Raw genomic sequence first — 22,875 nt, 5'->3', positions numbered from 1 at the left:
AACAGGGATTTTTTTGCGGACAATCCTGAGAGATGGATTAAATCTGAAACGAGATGAGTGAAGCGGTATGACGGAAAGAGCGAACTATGAAAAAAAGTAGGGACTTTCCCGTTGACAATATACCTTATGGGGTATATTATAAATCACGTAAGCAAGTTCAATCAATCGTTATGGAGGGGGGCGCAAACAGCATGGCTTATGGTTCTAACACAGCAAATCGTGTGAAACGTATGGAAGGCCAATTACGGGGTATTTTACGTATGATGGAAGACGGTCAAAACTGTAAGGATGTGATAACGCAGCTATCTGCCGTACGTTCCGCGGTTGATAAGACGATAGGTGTTATTGTTAGTGAAAATTTATTGGATTGTGTATCAACAGCTAAAGGTGATGCAGAAAAAGTGAATTTCGCTATTCAAGAGGCAATGGATTTAGTTGTGAAAAGTCGATAGTTTTGATATACCCCAAAATGTATAAAGAAGGAGAGTGATCACATGGAAACATGGATTGTTATTGCGCTTATCGCAGCGTTTTTCATTTGGCGAATGAAGCCTACTAAAGGTATTCATTCAATTTCTGCTGCACAATTAAAAAATATGCTTAATGATAAAGATAAGGTATTTATTGATGTGCGTACACCAGCTGAGTATAAGGGACGTAACATTCCGCAATTTAAAAATGTTCCGCTTGGATCAAGCTTTGACAAACTACCAAAGGACAAAGAAATTATTGTCATTTGTCAAAGTGGAATGCGAAGTAGCCAGGCTTGTAAGAAACTAAAAAAACAAGGCTTTAAGCATGTTACCAATGTTCGTGGCGGAATGAGTGCATACTAGGAGGAGGAAAAATGAAGGAAATTACAGCAAAAGAAGTTCAACAAGCAATGGAGCAGGGAAGCAAGTTGAATCTTATTGATGTACGAGAGGTAAATGAGGTAGAGACTGGTCATATTCCAGGTGTTATTCATATCCCGCTCGGATTATTAGAGTTTCGACTACATGAATTAAATAAGAATGAGCCGTATATTATGGTTTGTCGATCAGGTGGACGTAGTGGTCGTGCTACTCAAATACTAGAAAGTAATGGCTTTATTGTATCCAACATGGCTGGTGGTATGCTTGCTTGGGAAGGCGCAGTAAAAATATAGAGCATAGCTATATTTTTTTAGTAAAAATAATACCCATGTAGGTATATGGAGGTTGTTAGGTGTATGAAGTCTGATTTTCAGCTAGATGCTAAAGGACTATCTTGTCCAATGCCGATAGTGAAAACGAAGAAGGTGATGGCTGATTTACTGGATGGTCAAATTTTAGAAGTTTCTGCGACAGATAAAGGATCAAAAGCGGATATTGCTGCATGGGCTGAAACGGTCGGTCATCAATACATTGGTACGTTAGAGGCAGACGGTGTGCTAAAGCATTATATTCGCAAATGTACAAATGAACAAATAGTAGAGATGACATTTGGTCAAATAATTGATCTAGAGCAGATTACCAATCGTGAGGGATTGATTCTTGATGTACGTGAGGAGACAGAATTCGCTTTTGGACATATTGAGGGAGCAAAATCTATTCCGATGGGTGAACTAATGGCACGACTTACGGAGCTTGATAAAGAGCAGGAGATTTATGTCATCTGTCGTACAGGAACACGCAGTGATATGGCTGCACAAAAGCTCGCTTCACATGGTTTTACAAAGGTATTTAATGTCTTGCCGGGGATGACATCCTGGACGGGCAATTTAACAAAAAGCATTTAATTAGGAGGAATTTAAGATGTCAAACAAGGTAGCAATCATTGCAAGTAATGGTGGTTTATTTGATGCATATAAAGTGTTTAATATCGCAACGGCTGCGGCAGCTTCTGAGAAGGAGGTAGCCATCTTCTTTACGTTTGAAGGGCTGAATCTCATTCATAAACAAGGGATGCATGTACTACCGATGCCTGCTGGCGCGGAGCATTATGCAAAAGGTTTTTCAAAAGCAAATGTACCAGCCATCCCACAACTGGTGGAAATGGCACAAGAACTAGGGGTGAAATTTATTGCTTGTCAAATGACTATGGATGTCATGGGTTTATCAACAGATGATTTTATTGACGGTATTGAAGTAGGTGGAGCTGTAACTTTCCTTGAGTTTGCCAAAGATGCAGCGCCATCACTAACTTTCTAGTAATTTGTTCTTGAGAGTGGGGAGTGACTATAGCTCTCCGCTATAAAAAACATTGAAATCATACCTATGGGGGTAAAATGTATGTCTATTCAAAAGTGGAGTGCATCACAAGTTGCTAAAAAGGTCATTAATAATGAAGCGCTGTTTATTTTAGATGTTCGTAATGCAGAGGCATTTGAAGATTGGAAAATGGAGGGACATCGATTTGAGTACCTAAATATCCCGTACTTTGAGTTGTTAGATGGGATTGAAGATATTTTACCTAAAATTCCGGCTGAACAAACAGTATTAGTTGTCTGTGCCAAAGAAGGCTCATCATTGATGGTCGCTGAAATGTTGTCTGAGGCAGGTCGTGATGTTGCCTATTTAGCAGGAGGCATGAAATCTTGGAGTGAATATTTAGAGCCGATTAAAGTTGGTGATTTAACAGGTGGTGGAGAGCTGTATCAATTCGTCCGTTTAGGAAAGGGCTGCCTTTCATATATGGTCATTTCTGAAGGTGAGGCAGCGATTATTGATGCTGTGAGATTTACAGATGTATTTACAAGCTTCGCTGAACAGAAGAACGTTACAATTAAATATGTTTTTGATACACATTTACATGCCGACCATATTTCAGGTGGACGCCATATAGCAGAAGAAACTGGTGCAGCTTACTACTTACCACCAAAAGATGCTGAAGAGGTTGTCTTTCCTTATACACCTCTAGTTGATGGAGCCACTGTTCAAATCGGTGCTTCTAAAATAGATGTAGGTGCTATCTATTCACCTGGTCATACAATTGGCTCTACATCTTTTGTCATCGACGGCAGCTATTTATTAACGGGTGATATTTTATTTATTGATTCAATTGGTCGACCTGATTTAGCTGGACTTGCTGAAGATTGGGTTGGAGATTTACGAGAAACACTTTATAAGCGTTATCGCAAATTGTCTGAAGAATTAATAGTGCTACCAGCACATTTCATGATTATTGATGAGCTTAATGCAGATGGAACGGTTGCGAAACGATTAGGAGAGTTATTGGCGCAGAACCATGGTTTAAATATTCAAAGTGACGAGGAATTTAGACGTGTTGTCACGGATCAATTACCTCCACAGCCAAATGCATATCAAGAGATTCGTCAGGTAAATATGGGGAAAATAACACCTGCACCAGATGAACAGACAGAAATGGAAATTGGACCAAATCGCTGTGCTGTCCGATAGCGTATGCTAAAGTGCAATGAGTACGCATGCATGCTTGTAGCGTGTAAATTCCGTGAATGGAAGGCACTCTTCCTTCCTGAAGTTAATAAAGTGGAACCGGCAAAATCGCTTACACCCTTTGTCGGATCAAAGGAGATTACTATGATGTCAAATTTACAACTAGATGCAAAAGGCTTGTCATGTCCCATGCCTATTGTGAAAACAAAGAAGGCAATGGATACATTAGTTACGGGGGAAATCTTAGAAGTTCAAGTAACAGATAAAGGAGCTTTAGCGGATATTCCTGCTTGGGCTAAAGCGGGAGGGCATGTGATTTTAGATCAATCCGAGGTTGCTGGTGTCATTACATTTTTAATTCAGAAAGCATAGAGCTTATTGAGGGTTGTCTATTAACGTAGCACAACCTTCTTTCTCTTTATCTTGATAGATGGGAGCTAGAAAGAAGGAAAAATAAATGGATATTGCATGGATTTTCACCATATTTTTGATTGGTTTTGTCGGTTCGTTTGTTTCGGGGATGCTCGGCATTGGTGGTGCTATTATTAATTTCCCGATGCTACTGTATGTTCCGTCATTATTAGGCTTTGTGGCTTTTTCAGCGCATGCAGTTTCAGGAATTAGCGCAATTCAAGTGCTTTTTGCTTCCTTTGCTGGTGTATGGGTATATCGGAAAGGTGGGTATTTAAATAAATCACTTATTATCTACATGGGTAGTGCTATTTTAATCGGTAGCTTTGTAGGGAGCTTCGGTTCAAAGTTCTTATCAGAATCAGGCATTAACATTGTCTATGGTATCCTGGCATTGATTGCAGCTGTCATGATGTTTATCCCGAAAAAGCAAATTGATGATAAGCCGATGGAGGAAGTGACATTTCGTAAACCACTGGCGATCATTTTGGCCTGGATTGTTGGTATTGGTTCAGGAATTGTGGGGGCAGCAGGTGGCTTTTTATTAGTACCGATTATGCTAGTTGTCTTAGGAATTCCAACACGTATGACCATAGCGACAAGCCTTGCCATTACTTTTCTCTCTTCAATAGGAGGCACCATTGGGAAATTAATAACGGGACAAGTTGAATATTATCCAGCTTTCATCTTAATTGTAGCTAGTCTGCTAGCGGCTCCTCTTGGTGCAAGAGCGGGGAAAAAATTGAATACAAAAGTGTTACAAGCCATTTTAGCGGTGCTGATCGTTGCAACGGCTATTAAAATTTGGGCGGATATAATAGGGGGAGTGTAGCGATGAAAATTGAAGTTTTTTCTGATTTCACATGTCCATTTTGTTATATTGGTAAGCGTGAATTGGAGCGAGCTATTGATGTTGCGGGCTATACAGAGCAAGTAGAAATAGAATATAAAGCATACCAAATAGGGCCAGATACGCCGAAAGTGAATGCCCCCTCTTTTTACGAGGGGATGGCTAAAAAATATGATATCTCGCTAGAAGCTGCGAAAGACATGACGAAGGGCATCGCCGTGAGAGCAGCAGAGATTGGATTGCATTATGATTTTGATAAGATGACAACAGCCCATACAGAAAAGGCTCATCGTTTAGCGAAGTGGACTCAGCAGTTTGGCAAGGCGGCGGCTTATACTGAAGCTCTCATGGCAGGGTATTTTACAGCTGGAGAAGATGTCAACGAAGATGCTTTTTTATTAAAAGTGATAGCACAATTAGATTTAGATATAGAAGAGGCAAAGGTTATTTTAGCAACGAATGATTTTAGCGAGGCCTTAGATCGAGATCGTTATGATGCACAGCAACTTGGTGTGCAAAGTGTCCCGTTCTTCGTGTTTGAAAACCGTTATGGCATTAAAGGGGCAGAGCCAAATGAAGTGTTTGTGCGAACTTTACATCAGGCGGCAGCATTAGCAGGAAATCAACCGACGATAAAGTTGGTGGGAAATGATGGAGCTGCCTGTAATGATGACGTATGTAAACTATAAAAAAGTGTCGAGTACTTGGGTGCTCGACATTTTTTTATTCAGAATGAGCAATATACTACAAGAGGTATTAAGTCTAGTTTTTTGTGTTATAGAACAAAAATAAATGTATAATATATCCATTTTTATCATCTTAACGGTGCTATTTTAAAGAGATGTGAGAAAAATCACATCCAATTAATTGCTATGTTGCTAAAATATAAGAGAGGATACAAAGGGGGGTATTATAGATGAAACCTATAGTAGCAGGAGTAGCAGGGACAGTACTGTTAGCAGGCGCAATTTTTGTTGGAACAATTGTCAGCGATAAAATATCAGTTGATTCGAATGTTGGCGAGCAAGAAGCGACAGTGCAGACGCAATTACCAACAACAGCAGCTGCTCAGTCAGTGGTCTATGCTCCGCCAAGTATTGAAGAAGTACCAGATGGACCTATGAAAGAGGCAATCTTATACGGTTATGAGCTTGTCAATAACACGCATGTAGCGGCAGATGAATATGTAGGAAACCAATTATCTTGCACAAGTTGCCACGCAGGTGCAGGCTATGATGAGCAAACATCGTCGTTAGTGGGAGTAATGGCAAATTATCCACAATATATCGGACGCTCAGGTAGTATAGTTACGATTGAAGAACGTATTAATGGTTGTATGGTTCGTAGTATGAATGGTAAAAAATTTGAAATGAATAGTGATGAGCTAGAGGCTATGGTGGCGTATTTTGCTTATATTTCTGAAGGTGTACCTATCGGTGCAAAACGTGAATGGGCAGGCACTAGTGATATGAAGAATGTTCCGATTCCAAATGTTGCTGATGGCGAGGAGCTTTATGCACAGTCTTGTATTGCTTGTCATGCTGCTGACGGATCTGGTACTGATGCCAATACTGGTCCAGCGTTATGGGGGGGAAATTCCTTTAATGATGGAGCTGGCATGGCGCGTATGTCGAAGATGGCAGGTTATATTCAAAATAATATGCCGATAGGTGCGGCGGGTACTTTAACTGACCAGGAAGCTTCTGATTTAGCTGCCTTTATTTTATCGCAAGATCGTCCAGAATGGGCAAACCATGATAAAGACTGGCCAAAAGGCGGACGTCCAAATGACATTATGGATAAAGAAAAACGTGAACAAATTAAAAACGGTACGATTGATTGGGAAAAAGTACTGTCAACAAATTAACAATAAGGGATGCTGTTAAACAGCATTCCTTATTGTGTTGTAAAACAAAACCATCCATAGAATTTTTGCGAAAGGTGAAAATGGATTTCCGTTGCAGGCTACTTGCTTTCCTGTGGGCGAGCGCCGAGCCGCTTCCTCTTTTAGAGGCTCGCCTGTCTCGCTATCCCACGGGAGTCAAGTAGCCTTCCACTCCAACCCATAAATTTAGTAAAGGTTTTCCAATAAAGTGAAGGGTATTCACTACTCTTTATGGAGAGATGTTGTCACTCATCACTTCTCTATATTGAAAATAGGAGCCTTTCCTTTCTCTAATCAGACAAATAATGGGTTAATTTGTTCACTACGGCTCGTATGAAAGATAAGGAAAAGACACTTTTGCACATGGTTGATTGGAGTGGAGCCAGCGTCACAGATGAGACCTTGGAGCGAATGCAGTGAGTGAAGCGGCTCATCGGACGCCCCCCTTTGGAAAGGACACTGACGGAACGGAAATCAACCCCTTACCTTTCAAAATAGCTGCTTCTCCCATTGACATCACCGCATCCCTTTTAGATTAGTTAAAGTTATAGGTAGTTACAATTTTTTCCCTGTTAGTTGTTATATCTGTAAAGTATTCATATAAGCAAATACCAAGGAATGATCCACTGACATTCATGACATTAGAATAGCCATTATTTTGTAGAGTCATAACCGCGTTATAACTTCGTTGACCAGATCGGCAATGTACATAAACAGGCTGATCCTTTGGTATCTCATTCATTCGTTCTCGAAGTTCGCTTAAAGGTATATGGTGGGCGCCAATGAGATGACCAGATTCGAATTCGTTCTTTTCACGTACATCTAAGAAAAAGGCTTGCTTTTCAATGAGTGGCCTAACTTCATCCACTTTTATTTGTTTGAAGTTCCCGTGTAATTGGTTTTGTGCTACAAGTGCTGCCAAATTTACAATATCACGTGCAGTGCTAAACATTGGAGAATAGGATAATTCTAGTTCCTTCAAATCTTCTAAAGTACCGCCCATTGTGATAAGAGTGGCTATAACGTCTATTCGTTTATCTGCATTCCCTTTACCAACCGCCTGTGCACCAAGAACCTTTCCAGTTGGTGTTTCGTAAATGAGTTTAAAGTGAAGCGGATTACTATTTGGCATTAATCCTACTTTGTCTGGTGCAATTAAATAAACACTTTTTGCTTGAAAGCCATTTGCTAGAGCTGTTTTTTCGTTCAAACCTGTTGCAGCACATACAAGGTCGAAGATTTGTACGCTCGAAGAACCAATAACCCCTTTGTTATGCTGTGGGATACTATACATATGGTTAGCTGCGGCGCGTGCTTGTCGTTGAGCAGGACCAGCTAAAGCTAGACGCGTTTGTTTATGAGTAAGCTGATGGAATACTTCAATAGCATCTCCTACAGCATAGATGGAAGGGTCAGATGTCACATAATTAGCGTCCACTCGGATACCCCCTAGTTCACCAATAGCTAGCCCAGCTTCTTTAGCTAATTTGGTTTCAGGGCGAACACCAATGGCTAATACAACTGCTTGTGCTTTTAATTGCTTGCCTGAATTTAATACCACATAATCGGGTGCAACTTGTGCGAGGCCGTCGTTCACAATGACTTGAACCCCTTTGTCAGCCATTTCCTTGTGTAATATTTGAGCCATGTCATAATCGAACGGTGCCATAATTTGTTGACCGAATTCGACTAGTGATACATTAAAGCCTGCAAGCTTTAGATTTTCTGCTACCTCTACACCAATGAAGCCTCCGCCAATTACAGCAATATCTTGCACATTATCCGTTTGTAGATAACGGTTTAAACGGTCAATATCCACCACATTTCGAATAGTAAAGACATGTTCAGAATGAATACCTTCTAAGTTTGGAACGATAGGACTTGCACCAGGCGACAGAACTAACGTATCGTAACTTTCCTCATAATCAACACCAGTTTTCAAATCCGTAATCGTGACAGTTTTTTGCATGCGGTTAATACGTATAACTTCTTGTTGAACACGAGCTTCAATATTGTATTTTGTTTGAAAGGCTTGAGGTGTCATTAAGATTAATTTATCGCTATTTTCAACAATCCCGCTCAAGTGGAACGGTAGGGAACAATTAGAGAAAGAAACATTCGGACCTTTCTCAAACATAATAATTTCTGCTTTTTCATCAAGACGACGTATACGTGCCGCTGTTGATGCACCACCTGCAACGCCACCAACTACTATAAATTTTTTACTCAAAGTAAACACTCCTTTTCAAAATACATATTAGGGTATTTAGATGCTATTAAATAAGGGTTTAATTTCTAATGATTGATTATTTATATAGGATGAATACTACAAATCAATAATATACCTATAAGGGTATATTATCAAGTAGTACATATTATAAAATTTCAGAGATATTCCTTGTGAAAGAAAGTTAGGGCATAAATTTGCTATACTAGCGGTAGTAGGAATTGGAAATGACACAGGGGGTGACACTGTTGATTTTTTTGAAATTTTTAATTCAAATCCTCATTGTATCGGGTTTGATTTATATTGTGAGCGGACGATTAATTGGTTCAAATATTAATTTTGTTCGCAGAGTGCTATCGGTCGTCATTAGTGTGACACTAACCTCTTTTGTTTACTGGTATTCTTATTTACGCCATACAGATTTTTTGTCTGAAACAATGATGCAGACAGTGACAGAGGTTAGCACACTTATTTGGATTGGTAGTATGCTACTTATCTCGATGTTGCTTTATTTGGTTTTTGAGTTATTTGATCCAAGCGGTATTACGGCTGGAGATCGTCGTAACGGTCAAAAGTCCTTGCTATTGCGTCTGCGAAGCTATTGGCGACAGCAGAAACGTTTGCGACAGGTGTTAAAAATTGCTGTTACAAACGGTGTTGTGCAAACAATTAAATATGCAAGGCAGCGGGAAAATGAAAAAGAGCTTGCGATTGCACTACGAGCAACTTTAGAGCAGTGTGGTGGGATTTTTATTAAATTTGGACAGGTCCTCTCTACACGTAAAGAATTATTTTCACCTATTTTTATTGATGAGTTAGAAAGATTGCAACATAGTGTGAAGCCTTTACCAGCAGAGCAAGTTACACAAATTTTAGAGGGTTCACTTCCACAACCTATGGATGAAATCTTTAGTCATTTTCAAATGGAGCCCATTGCAGCAGCGTCAATTGGCCAAGTGCATAAGGCACGACTCAAAAATTATGAAGAGGTTGTCGTCAAGCTATTGCGCCCAGAAGTAAAAGGGATTATGCGTGATGATCTTGAAATTTTAGAGGAATTTGCTAATTGGCTTTCAACAAAATCGACTTGGGCAGAGTCATTAGGCTTTCGGGAGTTAGCGGGTGGGTTTGCCGATGGACTACGTGAGGAAATTCATTTAGATATTGAAGTGCGTAACACATTACAGGTAAAGAATGCGCTAGCCAAAAGTGATTATAAGGTGCGAATTCCTAAAATTTATACAGCGTATAGTAATGAGAATATCATTGTGATGGAATATATTCGTGGACAAAGTGTGGCGGATGGGGCATCAGAATTCAAACGTTTATCTATTGATCGTAGGCACTTTGCCAAAACGGTATTATATTCTTTCTTTGAGCAAATGCTATTCTCAGGTATTTTTCATGCAGACCCACATCCAGGTAATATTCATATCGATGAATCGGATGGCACACCCGTTTTGCTCGATTTTGGAGCCGTTGGACGATTAGGAGCTACACAGCAAGAAGGCTTAAAGCTATTTTTGATGGGCATTCAGCTTAATGATTCAAGCGTGTTATATGATGGCCTAACATTATTAGTGGAAAATGCTGATCATGCAGAACGCGCAAGAATGGAGCAGGCCATCGATCAAATTTTATTAAAAATCTCCTATGTTGATCGCATACCAACTGAAGAATTGATCCATGCGCTCTTTACAGTGGTAAGAGATTTTGGACTTGCATTTTATCCTGCTGTAGGATTGGCTCTCCGGTCCTTGGTGACGCTAGATGGCACATTACGGGTCATTGATCAACGTTTCGATATATTTACAGAGGCAAAGGATTTTTCTGCTACATATATGCGTGCGTCTTTCCTAAAGCCATTTAAAGAACCGATGGCAACAAAAGAGCGACTGCAGGAGGAACTATCCATGCTGATTCCCACTTTGCGAAAAATGCCAAGAAGGGTAGATCAACTCATTCAACGGGTTGAAAGTGGGAAAATCATTTTACATCATGATATATTCTCGGATGAACATAATGCACGTTTTATCACACATCTGTTTTCTCGATTTGTTCTGCTTCTAGTAGGGATAACATTTGGCATTATATCTGTCGCTCTTTTAGCCATCTCACAATTTATTCATGATTCGTATGCGGTATATTTAAACACAGCCGCTTATTTAGGTTTATTTTTATGTGCAATTTTGTTAGTGAGATTATCTATACAAGCACTGAGATCGATGAAGCAGTAGGTAGGGATTGATTCCCTACCTCATGTTGTTGAAAAAGGTGATGTCAACGGCAGAGACGGGTGGGGGGGTTCCGCCAGCGCCTTTTCCATGGGGCGTCTTATGAGCCGCTTTACTCACTGCGTTCGCTCTAATCAACCATGTTCAAAAGTGTCTTTTCCTTATCTTTCATACGAGCCGTAGTAAACAAATTAGCCCATTATTTGTCTTCTTAGAGAAAGGAGAGGCCCTTATTTTCAATGTGGAGAAGTGCTGAGTGACAACACCCCTCCATAAAGAGTAGTGAATACCCTTCACTTTATTGGAAAATCTTAACTAAAAAGAAACATTTTTATGGGAAGGCTACTTGACTCCCGTGGGATAGCGAGTCAGGCGAGCCCCTGCACAGAGCGATAGCGGAGGAAGCGGCTCGGCGCTCGCCCACAGGAAAGCAAGTAGCCTGCAACGGAAATCCATTTTCACTTTTCGCGAAAATTCTATTGGTGGTTTTTTTTCAAACATTAGTAGGTAGGGATTGATTCCCTACCTTTTTCATTGAAATATTTGAATAAAATATTACAAAAACATTACAAAGTGATGTGTAGGTCTAATGTTGAATCAGCTAATATCGACATTAGATAGAATAAATTAGGCGTTTTGTAGAATAAAGTAGTTTTCTTGCGAATATTACAGAAATATTTCGAGTTTTACTAATGTATTAAATAGACATGAAATAGTATAAAAGTTATGCCGAAAATGCTAAACTTTAAAAGGCTAAAATAAATATAAGAACATTTGATTAAAATAGAATCGTTCAAGTGATTACATAGAATATCTAGAGCGAAATTGACAGATGAAGGGGAATGAAAATCAGTGGGTAAGCGCAATAAATGGCGTAAGTCGATGGTGCTAGCATTAGCACTAGCTGGCGGCTTATTATTTAATACAATTCAACCAACAGAAGTACATGCCGAAGAAACTTCTCAACAAATGATTGAGAAAAAGGCTGAAATTGATGCACAAGTTAAAAAATTACAAGAAGAATTAACAAAGTTACAACAAGAGATCGACGCAAAGGTGAAAGTATTTAAACAGGTGCAAGCTGATATTAAAGAAGTGGATGCTAGTATTGTTGAAACACAAAAACGTATCGAGCAACGTTCTAAAATTTTAAGTGAGCGTATGGCTGCATACCAAGCACAAGATAATACTGTAGGCGTTTATTTAAATGTCGTTCTTGAAGCAAAAAGCTTTGCCGATTTAATGGATCGTGTCGTAGCGGTCAAAACATTAATGGATGCTGACCAAGAATTGGTAGATCAACAGGAAGCAGATAAAGCAAGCTTAGAGCAACAAAAAGCTACATTAGATGAAAAACAAAAAGAGCTTCAAAAGCAATTCCAAGAGCTTCAACAAAAGGAAAGCGAAATGGAAGTGAAAAAGGCTGAAAATGAAGCGAAATCACTTGCATTAAAAGCTCAAATTGCAACGAAACAAGAAGAAGAACGTTTAGAGGCAGAGCGTAAAGCAGCTGAAGAAGAAGCAGCCCGTTTACGTGCACTACAAGCAGCAACTCCAGTTGTACAAGCAACTCAAAATAATGATGGCGGCGTGCCACAAAAAATTGTTATGGGCTCAGGAGCTGGTACGGCTTCTTCAGGAGATGCTATTTCAACAGCTAAACAATTCCTAGGACGTCCATATGTCTGGGGTGGTAGTAACCCATCGACAGGCTTTGACTGTTCAGGTCTTGTACAGTGGTCATACAAACAAGCAGGTGTTTCTTTACCACGTACAGCATCACAGCAGTATTTAGCAACTCAACGTATCTCAGCAAGTGAAGCACGTGTTGGAGACTTAGTATTCTTCAGCTATGGTTCTGGTGTAGCTCACGTAGGTATTTACTTAGGGAACAACACAATGATCGATGCTCAAAACAATGGTATCGTAATTGAATCACTTGATTGGTGGAATCAATACTTAGTAGGCTTTGGTCGTATTCAATAAGCCTCTATATTTAATAGACGATTGACATGATGAAAAGGTCATCTTTGTAGAGAAAAAATATACAAAGATGACCTTTTTTATTTTGCTTTAGTGTTCATCTACCTCCTTTGTCGAGGAGAGATGAACACTTATTTTGCATCTCCAGTGGTTTAAGAGGAGCATTAGAGGTAAGCTCGAAGCGTAATGACTTTGCATTAAATTTTAAAATTTAGCTTAATGACACCTGTCTCTTTTAAGGCAATAAAGAAAATGATAACAAATGGGCCAACGAGTAAACCGATGATACCAAATAACTGTAGACCAATGAACATGGCAATTAATGTTGGCAAAGTGGATAAGCCAATGTGGTCGCCCATTAGTTTAGGCTCGACGACACGACGAATAATAAGTAAAATAGCAGCTAAGATGAATAATTTTACAGCGATAGCTGTGTTTCCCATTAATAGATGGTATAGTCCCCATGGGGCTAATATAATAATGGACCCTAGGAAAGGAACGATATCTATTAACCAAATAATAATGGTCATCGTAACTGCATATTTCGGTTGGATTAATAGTAATCCAATAAGTGTGACGCCACCTATGATAAAGCTTACAAATAAGTGTGCCTTCATATAACCGAATGTTGCATCTTTTAAACGATTTAAGATGATTTTTATTTTCTTTGCTGTGTTAGGCTTTAAATATTTATAAGTGATTTCCTTTAATTTGGGCAAATCAAGCATAAATAGGAATAAAGCAATCATATAAACGAGAAGACTGATAAATAGGCTTGGAATCTCTGAAAAGAATGCTGAAACTTTGTTATAATTAAAGAAGCTTAAAAAGGATTCTTCAACTTTCTTTATGAAATCCATAGTGGTTTTTTGAAGCGAAGCACTTACTTCAGGTGGAAAGTCCTCTGTGTATTTAGAAATATTTTCTTGCATATGAAGCCACATATCTGATAGCTTGGAAATATAATAGGGAGCTTGCTTTGACAATATAATTATTTGCGACATAATTTGTGTAATGGATATATAGCAAATAATAGAGATAACAATAACACTCACTATGTATATAAAAGCAACTACAATTTTCCTTGACATTTTCCATCGCCTTTTAAAGAACATAACAATGGGTTCTAAGAAAAATGCACTGACACCAGCAAGTATTATAGGCATGGATACAGGGATTACAAAATAGGCAGCTACAAGTAGAGAAAGAATCACAATCAATCGGAAAATCATTTTCCTAGCATTAAATTTATTCATAAACTCACCTTCTTTGAGAAAAAAATTAAGTTAAGTGTACCATAAATCAAATTTTATTACGTTCTGAAACAATAAAGGTAGGGATAAATTATGGAGAAAGAGATTTTGCAACTTTTTAATAATCTAACAGAGCATGACCGCGATATTGAATCTTACGAGGAACTAATAAAAATTCTGCAGGAACCCGTAGATTGGACATATGCAGTCTGGGAACAGCTTGTACAAGCACTTACATACAAAGATGGTCATGCACGTGCACGTGCTGCACAAATTTTATGCGCCTTAGCCGCAAAAAGTGACCCAGAAGAAAGGGTATTGGAGGATTTTTTAAAGATTTGGGCTGTGACTTATGATGAACGATCCGTTACAGCTCGAAATGCATTACAAGCTATTTGGAAAATTGGGCTAGCAGGTCAAGTACAAAGTGACTTAGTGGTGTCTTATTTAGCAAAGAGATTTCAAACTTGTTTAGATGAGAAGCATCCGACTCACATTCGCCATGATATTATTGTATCTTTTAAAAAGCTATATGACGAGACAAGTGACATAAAGTTATTAGACATTGCCCATCGTTTAATTAATGAAGAGCAGGACGTTAAATCTAAACAGAAGTATAAGTCAGCCATCCGTTCAACGTAACGAGATGGTGTTTTTTGTGCAAATTATTTGGTAAATTATTGAATAGTCAACTATAATAAATGAAAAAATAAAAGGGGTTAAGACATGAGCATTTATAATTATTTAGTACGAAAACCTAATGGTGAAATTTTATCCATGGAAACATATCGTGGAAAAACGATGCTAATTGTCAATACGGCGAATCAATGCCGATTTACATATCAATTTGATGACTTACAAAAAATGTATGATAAATATGGGAAAGATAATTTTGTCGTTCTAGGATTTCCTTGCGATCAATTTGGTCATCAAAATCCTGAAGATGGCGAGGAGACTACGCATCTTTGTAAAGTGAATTATGGCGTTACCTTCCCAATTTTTGAGCTTGTACAAGTAAATGGAGAGACTACCCACCCATTATTCAATTATTTAAAACATGAAGTGGATTTTCGAGAGTTTGGCAAGGCGAGCATGCAGGAAAAAATGCTTGCTGAGGCAATTGTTCAACTTGCCCCTAACTTTTTAGATGGTCGTAATATTCGCTGGAACTTTACAAAGTTTTTAGTAGATGCTAACGGCAAGACCGTTGCACGCTTTGAACCAACAGATTCACAACTTGATATTGAACAGGCAATTGAAACTATACTATAAAACAGTTTTGTTTATCTTATTCTTTAGAAATGGTGACGATCCATTCAAAGCACAGCTATTTTTTCCTATTAATATATGATAAACTGCTTTACAAGTGAATTATTCTTGCAGAATAAAGGTGCTAACAAGCATAATCGGGAATTCGGTGAAAAACCGAAGCTGTTTCCGCAACTGTAAGTACAGCTAGTATAAAGGTTTACCACTGTCTTAACAGAGATGGGAAGGTACTTTATCACACATTCGTTTTTTATGTAATGAACTGTACAAGCCAGGAGACCGACCTTTGTTTGAACGTATAAAAACTTCTCGGAAGCTAGGAGGATATACGGCAAATACATAGGCTATGTCATGTTAATTTGGCCATTATTATGTTATTTTCGTCGTTCCTTTGCGTAAAGGAGCGGCGTTTTTTTATGCAAGAATTTTCATAATGAAAAGTGGGGGGATCGCAAGTGAAAAAAGATGCACGTTATTCTTGTTATCCATTTATGCGTGAAAAAGCTTCGACGGTTGATTTTGAGATTCGAACAGACAGTCTGACTACGCATTTGGGAGTTGCTTTAGCTGCAGTTAAGAAAGAGGATGTACAAGCTGTTGTAGAAGATTTAATGATTATTTTACCTATGGCCTACCATGTCAATGGCTCGGTTCGTGGAAAACTAGCCGTAACAGAAGAGGATCTTGCTTGGCTAAGTGAGCGCTATGATTTTTATGTTCGTCATGTGAAGGAAGAGATACAAAACTTTGTCTTACCTCAAGGTACAGAGGCTGCCGCTGCTCTACATCTTTGCCGTAGTGAAGCAAAAAAATCATATCGTACATTACACAAAGTATCGGATGAACGAGAGGTTCCAGCTATTCTTTTTGATTATTTAGGCCTATTAGCCAATGTGTGCTTCGTTATGGCTGTCTTTATGAATCAACAAGCAGGGATAGCTGAAATACCATTTATTAGTAAATCATATCCGATGAAAAAGAAAAAGGAGAATAATAATGAAGAAATTATTTAATGTTCAATGGCTAACAGTACTCTTCCTTGCAATGATTTTAGCAGGTTGTGGTACTTCGGTAGATACTAAAAATAAAGACGCTTCACAGGATACACAACAAACAGAGCAAACAAACTACAAAGTGACAGATGATCGCGGTGTAGAAATAGAGTTTAAAGAAGTACCAAAAACAGTTGTATCATTGCAACCAAGTAATACAGAAATTTTATTTGCTCTAGGTGTTGGTGATAAAATCGTAGGAGCAACTGAGTATGATACTTACCCAGAGGAAGCACAGAAAATTGAACGGGTTTCTGATTCTGTGAATTTTAACAGTGAACGAATCATAGCGTTGAAGCCAGATGTTGTTATAGCTTATACGATTGGTGATAAGGAAGCAATGAAACCACTTGAAGATGCTGGAATCAAAGTGTTTGTTATTCAATCAGCAGCTACATTCGATGATGTTTATGGTGACATCGAACAGATCGCAGCTGTAATGGGTGTTGCAGATAAAGGAAATGAAGTAAACGAAGAGATTAAAGCGAAATTAGCTGACGTTAAAGCAAAGGTGAAGGAAGTAAAAGCACCGAAAAATGTTTATTTAGAAATTAGTCCTAAGCCCGATATTTATACAGCAGGCTCTGGTACTTTCCAGCAAGAAATACTAGATGCAGCCAATGTTAAGAATGTTTTTTCTGACTTGAGCAGCTGGGCACAAGTTTCTGAGGAAGATGTCATAGTGAAAAACCCAGATGTTATTTTAACGACAGTAAACTACACAGAGGATCCAATAGGTGAAATACTTACACGTGATGGATGGAATACAGTGACAGCAGTTCAAAATAAAGCAGTACAGACTCTTGATACAGATATCTCTAATCGACCTGGCCCACGTATTGGGGAAGCCGTAGAACTAGTAGCAAAGGCTGTCTATCCAGAGTTATTTAAATAAGAAACCATTCAAGGCTAGCTGTATACTGACAGCTAGCCATTTTTATGTGGGTTGTTATTTCCTAGTGTGAAAATTGGAATTAATTGAGTTAGTTCTATAAAATAAAAGTAAGAGTGCTCGATAATTTTAGGAGGTGTAGTAATTGGAACAGTTAGAGACAAAGATAATTCCATTTGAGGCAGTTTATAATTTTCGAGATATGGGGGGATATAGGACAAGGGATGGGCGCATTGTCAAGAACGGTTTATTTTACCGCTCAGCGGCTCTTGGGAAAATGACGTTGGCGGATAAAGAGCTATTTGAAACATTAGGGATTAAAACCATTTTTGATTATCGTGATAATAATGAGGCACACCATAATCCTAACCCTATGTTCTCACACGCTCAATATATTCAAATACCAGCGAAGGGCAATCATACATTTGAAATGCCTACAAATGCTGGTGGTAGAGATTTTTATAAAGCAGTAAGCCCCGAAATGTTCCGAGATTTTTATGCACAGATGCCGTTTAATAATCCTTCTTTTAAAGAGTTAATGAAAACCATACAAAATCCTGACAATTTGGGTCTTGTCCACCATTGTGCAGTTGGTAAGGATCGCACAGGTATAGGGGGAGCTCTTATTTTGCTAGCCTTAGATGTACCTGAGGAGACGATTATGGAAGACTATTTAAACACGAATATCCATTTACGTCCAATGGTAGACAGAATGGCACAGGCTATTCAACATCAATATAATGAGCAAGAATTACAGCAATTCTATGCATTAATGTCTGCTCGAGAAGACTATTTACAAGCAGCATTGGATGCTATGGATTACCATTATGGCTCAAAGACTAAGTTTTTAGAGCAGGAGTTTGGCCTAACTATTGCTAGACGAGAGCAATTGCAAGCTTATTGCTTAACATAACAATGACCCCTTTCACATATCTGTGTGAGAGGGATTTTTTATGTGGAAGCGCTGTCTTCCTATAAACCTCTTTACAGTCTGAAAATTTATGATAAGATACAATAGATTTTTAAGAAAAATATAGGAGAAGTGAAAGTATTGGCAGAGACAATGAAAGAGACAAATAAGTTAAGTCTATTCCATTTAACATGGCCTATTTTCTTAGAAGTATTTCTATTTATGTTAATGGGATTAGCCGATACTTTTATGCTCAGTGCTTTATCAGATAATGCTGTATCCGGAGTAGGTGCAGCCAATCAATATATCCATATTGCGATCTTGATTCTTGAAGTGGTAGGGAATGGTGCATCCATTGTCGTTTCACAGTATTTAGGTTCAAGACGTTTTTTTGAAGCAGCGAAAATATCGGCTTTAGCTGTCACAATGAATTTGGTTGTTGGACTGTTAATGAGTATTCTATTTTTCTTCTTTGCAAAACATTTAATGACTATGATGAACTTGCAGGGAGAAGTACTTCACTATGCACAAAGTTATTTAGTTATCATCGGGAGTTTTATTTTTCTACAGGCTATTATTAATGCACTTGCTGCAATTATTCGTGTACATGGTTGGACGAAGCAAACGATGTATGTATCACTTGGCATGAATATCTTGCATGTTGTGCTAAACTATGGTCTGATTTTTGGGAATTTAGGTTTACCAGAGCTTGGTGTAAAAGGAGCGGCTATTTCTTCGGTCATTAGTCGAGGATTAGCTGTACTAGTGTTTTTCTGGTTGCTCTATCAAGTGATGGAAGTACGCGTGAAGCTACACTATTATTTTGATTATTCTAAGGAATATGTAAGGAAAATATTAAACATTGGTTTACCTTCTGCCTTTGAACAGGTACTTTATCAGTTTTGTCAGATTGTCTTTTTATATTATGCGACATATTTAGGAGCAGAAACACTGGCAGCACGACAATATGCTATGAATATTTCGATGTTTACGTATTTATTTGCGATTGCCATTGGTACAGGAACAGCTATTATTATCGGACGTCATGTGGGGGCAGGGAAGAAGGATGAGGCATACCATCAACTATGGATAAGTGTCCGTGCGGCATTTGTTTTTACGATTATTATGGTTGCAGTCGTTACGATTTTCCGCAAACCACTCATGCATGTTTTTACCGATAATCCAGATGTCATTACTATTGGAGCATCCGTGTTAGCCCTCAGTATTTTGCTAGAGACTGGCCGTACAATGAATATCGTTGTCATTAACTCTTTACGTGCTTCTGGAGATGCCAGATTTCCTGTGAAGATTGGTTTTCTATCGATGGTTTGTATGAGTCTTCCGCTTGGTTATTTATTTGTATTTATATTGGATTGGGGCTTGGTTGGAATATGGCTAGCTATTTCAGCAGATGAATGGGTACGTGCAATTATCGTATACTTTAGATGGAAAAGCCGTAAATGGGAGCGATTTGCCCTCGTTTCACCGAATGAACAGAAGGAGGCATAGAAATGGGAGCATTATCTAAACGTGCGATAGCGGCAGCATTAATGGAGCAATCTATCACACTATTTGCTTGTCCTGTATGTCAGCAATCGATGCATGTCTATGAGCAGGGAAGATTGGTTTGTCCTGCTAACCATTCTTTTGATATAGCTAAGCAGGGCTATGTCAACATGCTGACACATAGCGCTGCTTCTAAATATAGCAAAAGTCTTTTTGAATCTCGTAAGGCAGTGATTGATAGTGGGATTTATGATGCTGTAGAAGAAAAAATTAGTAAGCTTATAGCCTCTGCAAAAACAGTGCTTGATACTGGCTGTGGAGAAGGATCACATTTAGCTCGTATTATGACAGACATAGACAATGGCATCGGTGTTGGTATCGATATAGCAAAAGAGGGCATATTGGCAGCAACACGTCATTATCCACAACAAATTTGGTGTGTAGGTGATTTAGCCAAAAGTCCATTTGCGCAAGAAAGCTTTGATGCAATATTAAATATTTTATCGCCCGCAAATTATGAGGAATTTAAGCGTCTTCTTGCCCCAGATGGCTGTCTTGTAAAGGTTGTACCACAAAGCGGCTATTTACAGGAACTGCGTGCCCAATTATATGCAGATTCGAGCAAGGAAACATACTCTAATGAACAAATTGTTGCCCGTTTTAAAGATAGCTTTAGTGAAGTTATAGTAGAACGTGTAACCTATACTTTACCGCTTGCAGAAGAGCTTGTGCCGGCGTTATTAGAGATGACACCGATGGGCTGGCATAAAAAAGAGGAAACGGCCATTGTATTAAATGAAATTACGATTGATGTAGATCTATTAGTAGGGAAAGTTTAAGAGGGCCACCTGCAATTGCAGTATACTGGTCTTTTCGATTACAATGGGAATAACTATTGAATAAGGTAGGAATGTAACAGTGTATAAATTAGCAGCTAATGTTGTCAAAGTAATATTAAAATTAATGGGTTCAAAGGCTCGTGTATATGGAGAAGAAAACTTGCCAAAAGATGGTGGGTATATTATAGCTTGTACACATACAGGCTACGTTGATATTTTAAACCTTGGTGTAGCCATGTACCCTCGTGAAATTCACTTTATGGCGAAGAAGCAATTATTTGAAATGAAAGGGCTTGGCTGGCTTATTGAGCGTTTAAATGCCTTTCCGGTGGATCGTGATAATCCTGGACCAAGCGTGATTAAAATTCCTTCACAGTTATTGAAAGAAGGTAAAATTGTAGGGATTTTTCCCTCTGGTACTCGTAGCTCAGAAGGAACGGATTTGAAGCAAGGAGCGATTACGATTGCACAGCTAGCAAAGGCGCAAATTGTTCCAGCTGCATATGTTGGCGCGCGTAATGCTGGCGATGTAATGAAGCGTGGCAAAGGCTACTTAATCTATGGTGAGCCATTTTATGTAACAGGGAAAGGGAAAGAAGGTCGTGAGCAATTTACACAACATCTTGAACATGAGCTAATTTCTTTAACGGAAGAATTACAAAAACGTATTGCAGTCAAATAAAGAGAAGCGGCACTCAGAGTCACATAGATTTTGAGTGCTTTGTTGTAGGAGGAGAAACATGATTCGAGTACTTTTCGTTTGCTTAGGTAATATTTGTCGCTCTCCCATGGCAGAAGCCGTCATGCGAGAGTTAGTAGAAAAAGAGCATTTAGGAGATAAAATTGAAGTGGATTCTGCTGCCACAAGTTCATGGCATATTGGTGAACCTCCACATCAAGGTACATTGGATAAGCTTAGAGAAAATGGTATTTCCACAACAGGCATGCAAGGTCGACAATTACAAAGGGCTGATTTTGAAAAATTCGCTTATATTATCGGTATGGATGAAAGCAATATTCGCAATATCCGAACGATGCTAGGCGATCCGCGCTCACCAAAGATTTTTCGTTTTCTAGATTTAACGGAACATCGCAAAGACGTCCCTGATCCATATTATACGGGTGATTTTCAAGAAACCTATGATTTAGTGCAAGAAGGCTGTCAGGCATTACTAGCAAAAATAAAACAAGAGCTGTTGTAAAGTGACACTAAAAAACGAAAATTTTAACAGCTATTTCTTCAGAAAATATTAGCTTAAACATTGGTATATATAGCTTTGTAAGCATCATTGTGTTATTATTTGCAGAGTAAAGATACGATAAGTATTTAATTACCATTTACAGATGTGCAACTGCGTGTCTATCATTTTTATAAACTTATATTTGAAAGAGAGTGGAAACAATGGGTCGTAAGTGGAACAACATTAAAGAAAAGAAAGCGTCTAAAGATCAAAGCACAAGCCGTATTAATGCAAAATTCGGGCGAGAAATTTATGTGGCAGCTAAATCAGGCGAACCAGATCCAGAGTCAAACCGTGCACTTAAAGTAGTGCTCGAACGCGCAAAAACATACAGTGTTCCAAAACATATTATAGAAAAAGCCATCGATAAAGCAAAAGGTGGCGGCGATGAAAACTTTGATGAATTACGTTATGAAGGCTTTGGACCAGCCGGCACAATGATTATTGTGGATGCTTTAACAAACAATGTGAATCGTACAGCATCAGATGTTCGTGCGGCATTTGGTAAAAATAACGGGAACATGGGTGTCAGTGGATCTGTCGCTTATATGTTCGATTCAACTGCAGTTATTGGCTTAGAAGGTAAAACGGCTGATGAAGTACTTGAAATTTTAATGGAAGCAGATCTTGATGCTCGCGATATTTTAGAAGAGGATGACGCGGTTATTATTTATGCGGAGCCAGATCAATTCTTTGCGACACAAGAAGCGTTAAAGGCTGCAGGGGTTGCAGAATTTACAGTAGCAGAGCTTTCTATGCTACCTCAAACAGAAGTTGCCTTAACTGGCGATGATGTAGCTAAGTTTGAAAAACTAATCGATGCATTAGAAGATTTAGAGGATGTACAAAATGTCTTCCACAATGCAGATTTGGGCGAATAAATCGATAAATGAAGTGAGTAAACCAGTAGCAAATTAGCTACTGGTTTTTAATTAGGGAGGAAAAC

General features: G+C 38.7%; 24 protein-coding genes and 1 riboswitch. Of the genes, 22 read left to right on the top strand and 2 right to left on the bottom strand.

What is annotated here, in order from left to right; all coding sequences use genetic code 11:
* Positions 1-191: 191 nt before the first annotated feature.
* The 10 genes from NV349_RS21295 (at position 192) to NV349_RS21250 (ending at position 6,505) form a co-directional block, all read left to right on the top strand.
* Positions 192-452: a metal-sensitive transcriptional regulator gene (locus NV349_RS21295; RefSeq protein ID WP_036128575.1), complete on the top strand. Its 261-nt coding sequence runs from the start codon at positions 192-194 to the stop codon at positions 450-452.
* Between the two features lie 42 nt (positions 453-494).
* Positions 495-836, top strand: coding sequence for a rhodanese-like domain-containing protein (locus tag NV349_RS21290; protein ID WP_036128573.1), 342 nt, complete (start codon positions 495-497; stop codon positions 834-836).
* Positions 837-847: 11 nt separating this feature from the next.
* The gene (locus tag NV349_RS21285) at positions 848-1,147 is read left to right on the top strand and encodes a rhodanese-like domain-containing protein (RefSeq protein ID WP_271911202.1); all 300 of its coding nucleotides are present in this window, start codon (positions 848-850) and stop codon (positions 1,145-1,147) included.
* Between the two features lie 63 nt (positions 1,148-1,210).
* The gene (locus tag NV349_RS21280; protein ID WP_271911199.1) at positions 1,211-1,759 is read left to right on the top strand and encodes a sulfurtransferase TusA family protein; all 549 of its coding nucleotides are present in this window, start codon (positions 1,211-1,213) and stop codon (positions 1,757-1,759) included.
* A 16-nt stretch (positions 1,760-1,775) separates the two neighbouring features.
* Positions 1,776-2,171, top strand: a complete 396-nt coding sequence (locus tag NV349_RS21275) for a DsrE/DsrF/DrsH-like family protein (RefSeq protein WP_036128567.1) — start codon at positions 1,776-1,778, stop codon at positions 2,169-2,171.
* 81 nt (positions 2,172-2,252) lie between these two features.
* Positions 2,253-3,380 carry an MBL fold metallo-hydrolase gene (locus NV349_RS21270; protein ID WP_036128565.1) on the top strand — a complete coding sequence of 376 codons (1,128 nt, stop codon included), beginning with the start codon at positions 2,253-2,255 and terminating at the stop codon, positions 3,378-3,380.
* A gap of 141 nt (positions 3,381-3,521) precedes the next feature.
* Positions 3,522-3,749, top strand: a complete 228-nt coding sequence (locus NV349_RS21265) for a sulfurtransferase TusA family protein (RefSeq protein WP_036128590.1) — start codon at positions 3,522-3,524, stop codon at positions 3,747-3,749.
* A gap of 85 nt (positions 3,750-3,834) precedes the next feature.
* Positions 3,835-4,620 (top strand): sulfite exporter TauE/SafE family protein, encoded by a 786-nt coding sequence (locus tag NV349_RS21260; RefSeq protein WP_036128563.1) that lies wholly within the window; start codon positions 3,835-3,837, stop codon positions 4,618-4,620.
* A 2-nt stretch (positions 4,621-4,622) separates the two neighbouring features.
* Positions 4,623-5,327, top strand: coding sequence for a DsbA family oxidoreductase (locus tag NV349_RS21255; RefSeq protein WP_058843909.1), 705 nt, complete (start codon positions 4,623-4,625; stop codon positions 5,325-5,327).
* A 227-nt stretch (positions 5,328-5,554) separates the two neighbouring features.
* Positions 5,555-6,505 carry a c-type cytochrome gene (locus NV349_RS21250; protein ID WP_101966894.1) on the top strand — a complete coding sequence of 317 codons (951 nt, stop codon included), beginning with the start codon at positions 5,555-5,557 and terminating at the stop codon, positions 6,503-6,505.
* Between the two features lie 553 nt (positions 6,506-7,058).
* Here the strand turns inward: NV349_RS21250 and NV349_RS21245 are convergent.
* Complete coding sequence (locus tag NV349_RS21245) at positions 7,059-8,753, bottom strand: FAD-dependent oxidoreductase (protein ID WP_271911195.1); 1,695 nt, start codon at positions 8,751-8,753, stop codon at positions 7,059-7,061.
* A gap of 245 nt (positions 8,754-8,998) precedes the next feature.
* Between NV349_RS21245 and NV349_RS21240 the strand changes: the two genes are divergently transcribed.
* Both NV349_RS21240 and NV349_RS21235 read left to right on the top strand, forming a co-directional pair.
* Positions 8,999-10,987 carry an ABC1 kinase family protein gene (locus NV349_RS21240; RefSeq protein ID WP_058843809.1) on the top strand — a complete coding sequence of 663 codons (1,989 nt, stop codon included), beginning with the start codon at positions 8,999-9,001 and terminating at the stop codon, positions 10,985-10,987.
* Between the two features lie 849 nt (positions 10,988-11,836).
* The gene (locus tag NV349_RS21235; protein ID WP_271911192.1) at positions 11,837-12,970 is read left to right on the top strand and encodes a C40 family peptidase; all 1,134 of its coding nucleotides are present in this window, start codon (positions 11,837-11,839) and stop codon (positions 12,968-12,970) included.
* Between the two features lie 194 nt (positions 12,971-13,164).
* Here the strand turns inward: NV349_RS21235 and ytvI are convergent, their stop codons facing one another.
* On the bottom strand, positions 13,165-14,223 hold the full coding sequence (ytvI, locus tag NV349_RS21230; protein WP_036128518.1) for a sporulation integral membrane protein YtvI: 1,059 nt from the start codon (positions 14,221-14,223) through the stop codon (positions 13,165-13,167).
* A gap of 90 nt (positions 14,224-14,313) precedes the next feature.
* On the opposite strand from ytvI, the gene NV349_RS21225 reads away from it, so the two are divergent.
* From NV349_RS21225 to NV349_RS21180, 10 genes are all read left to right on the top strand, one after another.
* The gene (locus NV349_RS21225) at positions 14,314-14,862 is read left to right on the top strand and encodes a hypothetical protein (RefSeq protein ID WP_036128516.1); all 549 of its coding nucleotides are present in this window, start codon (positions 14,314-14,316) and stop codon (positions 14,860-14,862) included.
* An 84-nt stretch (positions 14,863-14,946) separates the two neighbouring features.
* Entirely contained in the window at positions 14,947-15,492 is a 546-nt protein-coding gene (locus tag NV349_RS21220; protein ID WP_036128514.1) for a glutathione peroxidase, read from the top strand.
* Positions 15,493-15,591: 99 nt separating this feature from the next.
* Positions 15,592-15,791: riboswitch (cobalamin riboswitch) on the top strand.
* A 153-nt stretch (positions 15,792-15,944) separates the two neighbouring features.
* Positions 15,945-16,502, top strand: coding sequence for a hypothetical protein (locus tag NV349_RS21215; RefSeq protein WP_058843810.1), 558 nt, complete (start codon positions 15,945-15,947; stop codon positions 16,500-16,502).
* Positions 16,486-17,436 carry an ABC transporter substrate-binding protein gene (locus tag NV349_RS21210; protein ID WP_089933774.1) on the top strand — a complete coding sequence of 317 codons (951 nt, stop codon included), beginning with the start codon at positions 16,486-16,488 and terminating at the stop codon, positions 17,434-17,436. The genes NV349_RS21215 and NV349_RS21210 overlap by 17 nt, the downstream gene beginning before the upstream one ends.
* Before the next feature lie 142 nt (positions 17,437-17,578).
* Positions 17,579-18,346, top strand: a complete 768-nt coding sequence (locus NV349_RS21205; protein ID WP_036128509.1) for a tyrosine-protein phosphatase — start codon at positions 17,579-17,581, stop codon at positions 18,344-18,346.
* Positions 18,347-18,496: 150 nt separating this feature from the next.
* Positions 18,497-19,852 carry an MATE family efflux transporter gene (locus tag NV349_RS21200; RefSeq protein ID WP_101966905.1) on the top strand — a complete coding sequence of 452 codons (1,356 nt, stop codon included), beginning with the start codon at positions 18,497-18,499 and terminating at the stop codon, positions 19,850-19,852.
* 2 nt (positions 19,853-19,854) lie between these two features.
* A complete protein-coding gene (locus NV349_RS21195) occupies positions 19,855-20,688 on the top strand; it encodes a putative RNA methyltransferase (protein WP_036128503.1) in 834 nt (277 codons plus the stop codon).
* A gap of 79 nt (positions 20,689-20,767) precedes the next feature.
* Complete coding sequence (locus tag NV349_RS21190; protein WP_036128502.1) at positions 20,768-21,370, top strand: lysophospholipid acyltransferase family protein; 603 nt, start codon at positions 20,768-20,770, stop codon at positions 21,368-21,370.
* Positions 21,371-21,428: 58 nt separating this feature from the next.
* On the top strand, positions 21,429-21,890 hold the full coding sequence (locus NV349_RS21185; RefSeq protein ID WP_036128500.1) for a low molecular weight protein-tyrosine-phosphatase: 462 nt from the start codon (positions 21,429-21,431) through the stop codon (positions 21,888-21,890).
* Between the two features lie 200 nt (positions 21,891-22,090).
* Complete coding sequence (locus NV349_RS21180; RefSeq protein ID WP_036128496.1) at positions 22,091-22,810, top strand: YebC/PmpR family DNA-binding transcriptional regulator; 720 nt, start codon at positions 22,091-22,093, stop codon at positions 22,808-22,810.
* Positions 22,811-22,875: the final 65 nt, after the last annotated feature.

Source organism: Lysinibacillus sp. OF-1 (assembly GCF_028356935.1).
Lineage (GTDB): Bacteria > Bacillota > Bacilli > Bacillales_A > Planococcaceae > Lysinibacillus > Lysinibacillus fusiformis_D.
This window is presented reverse-complemented; position numbering and strand designations above follow the sequence as displayed.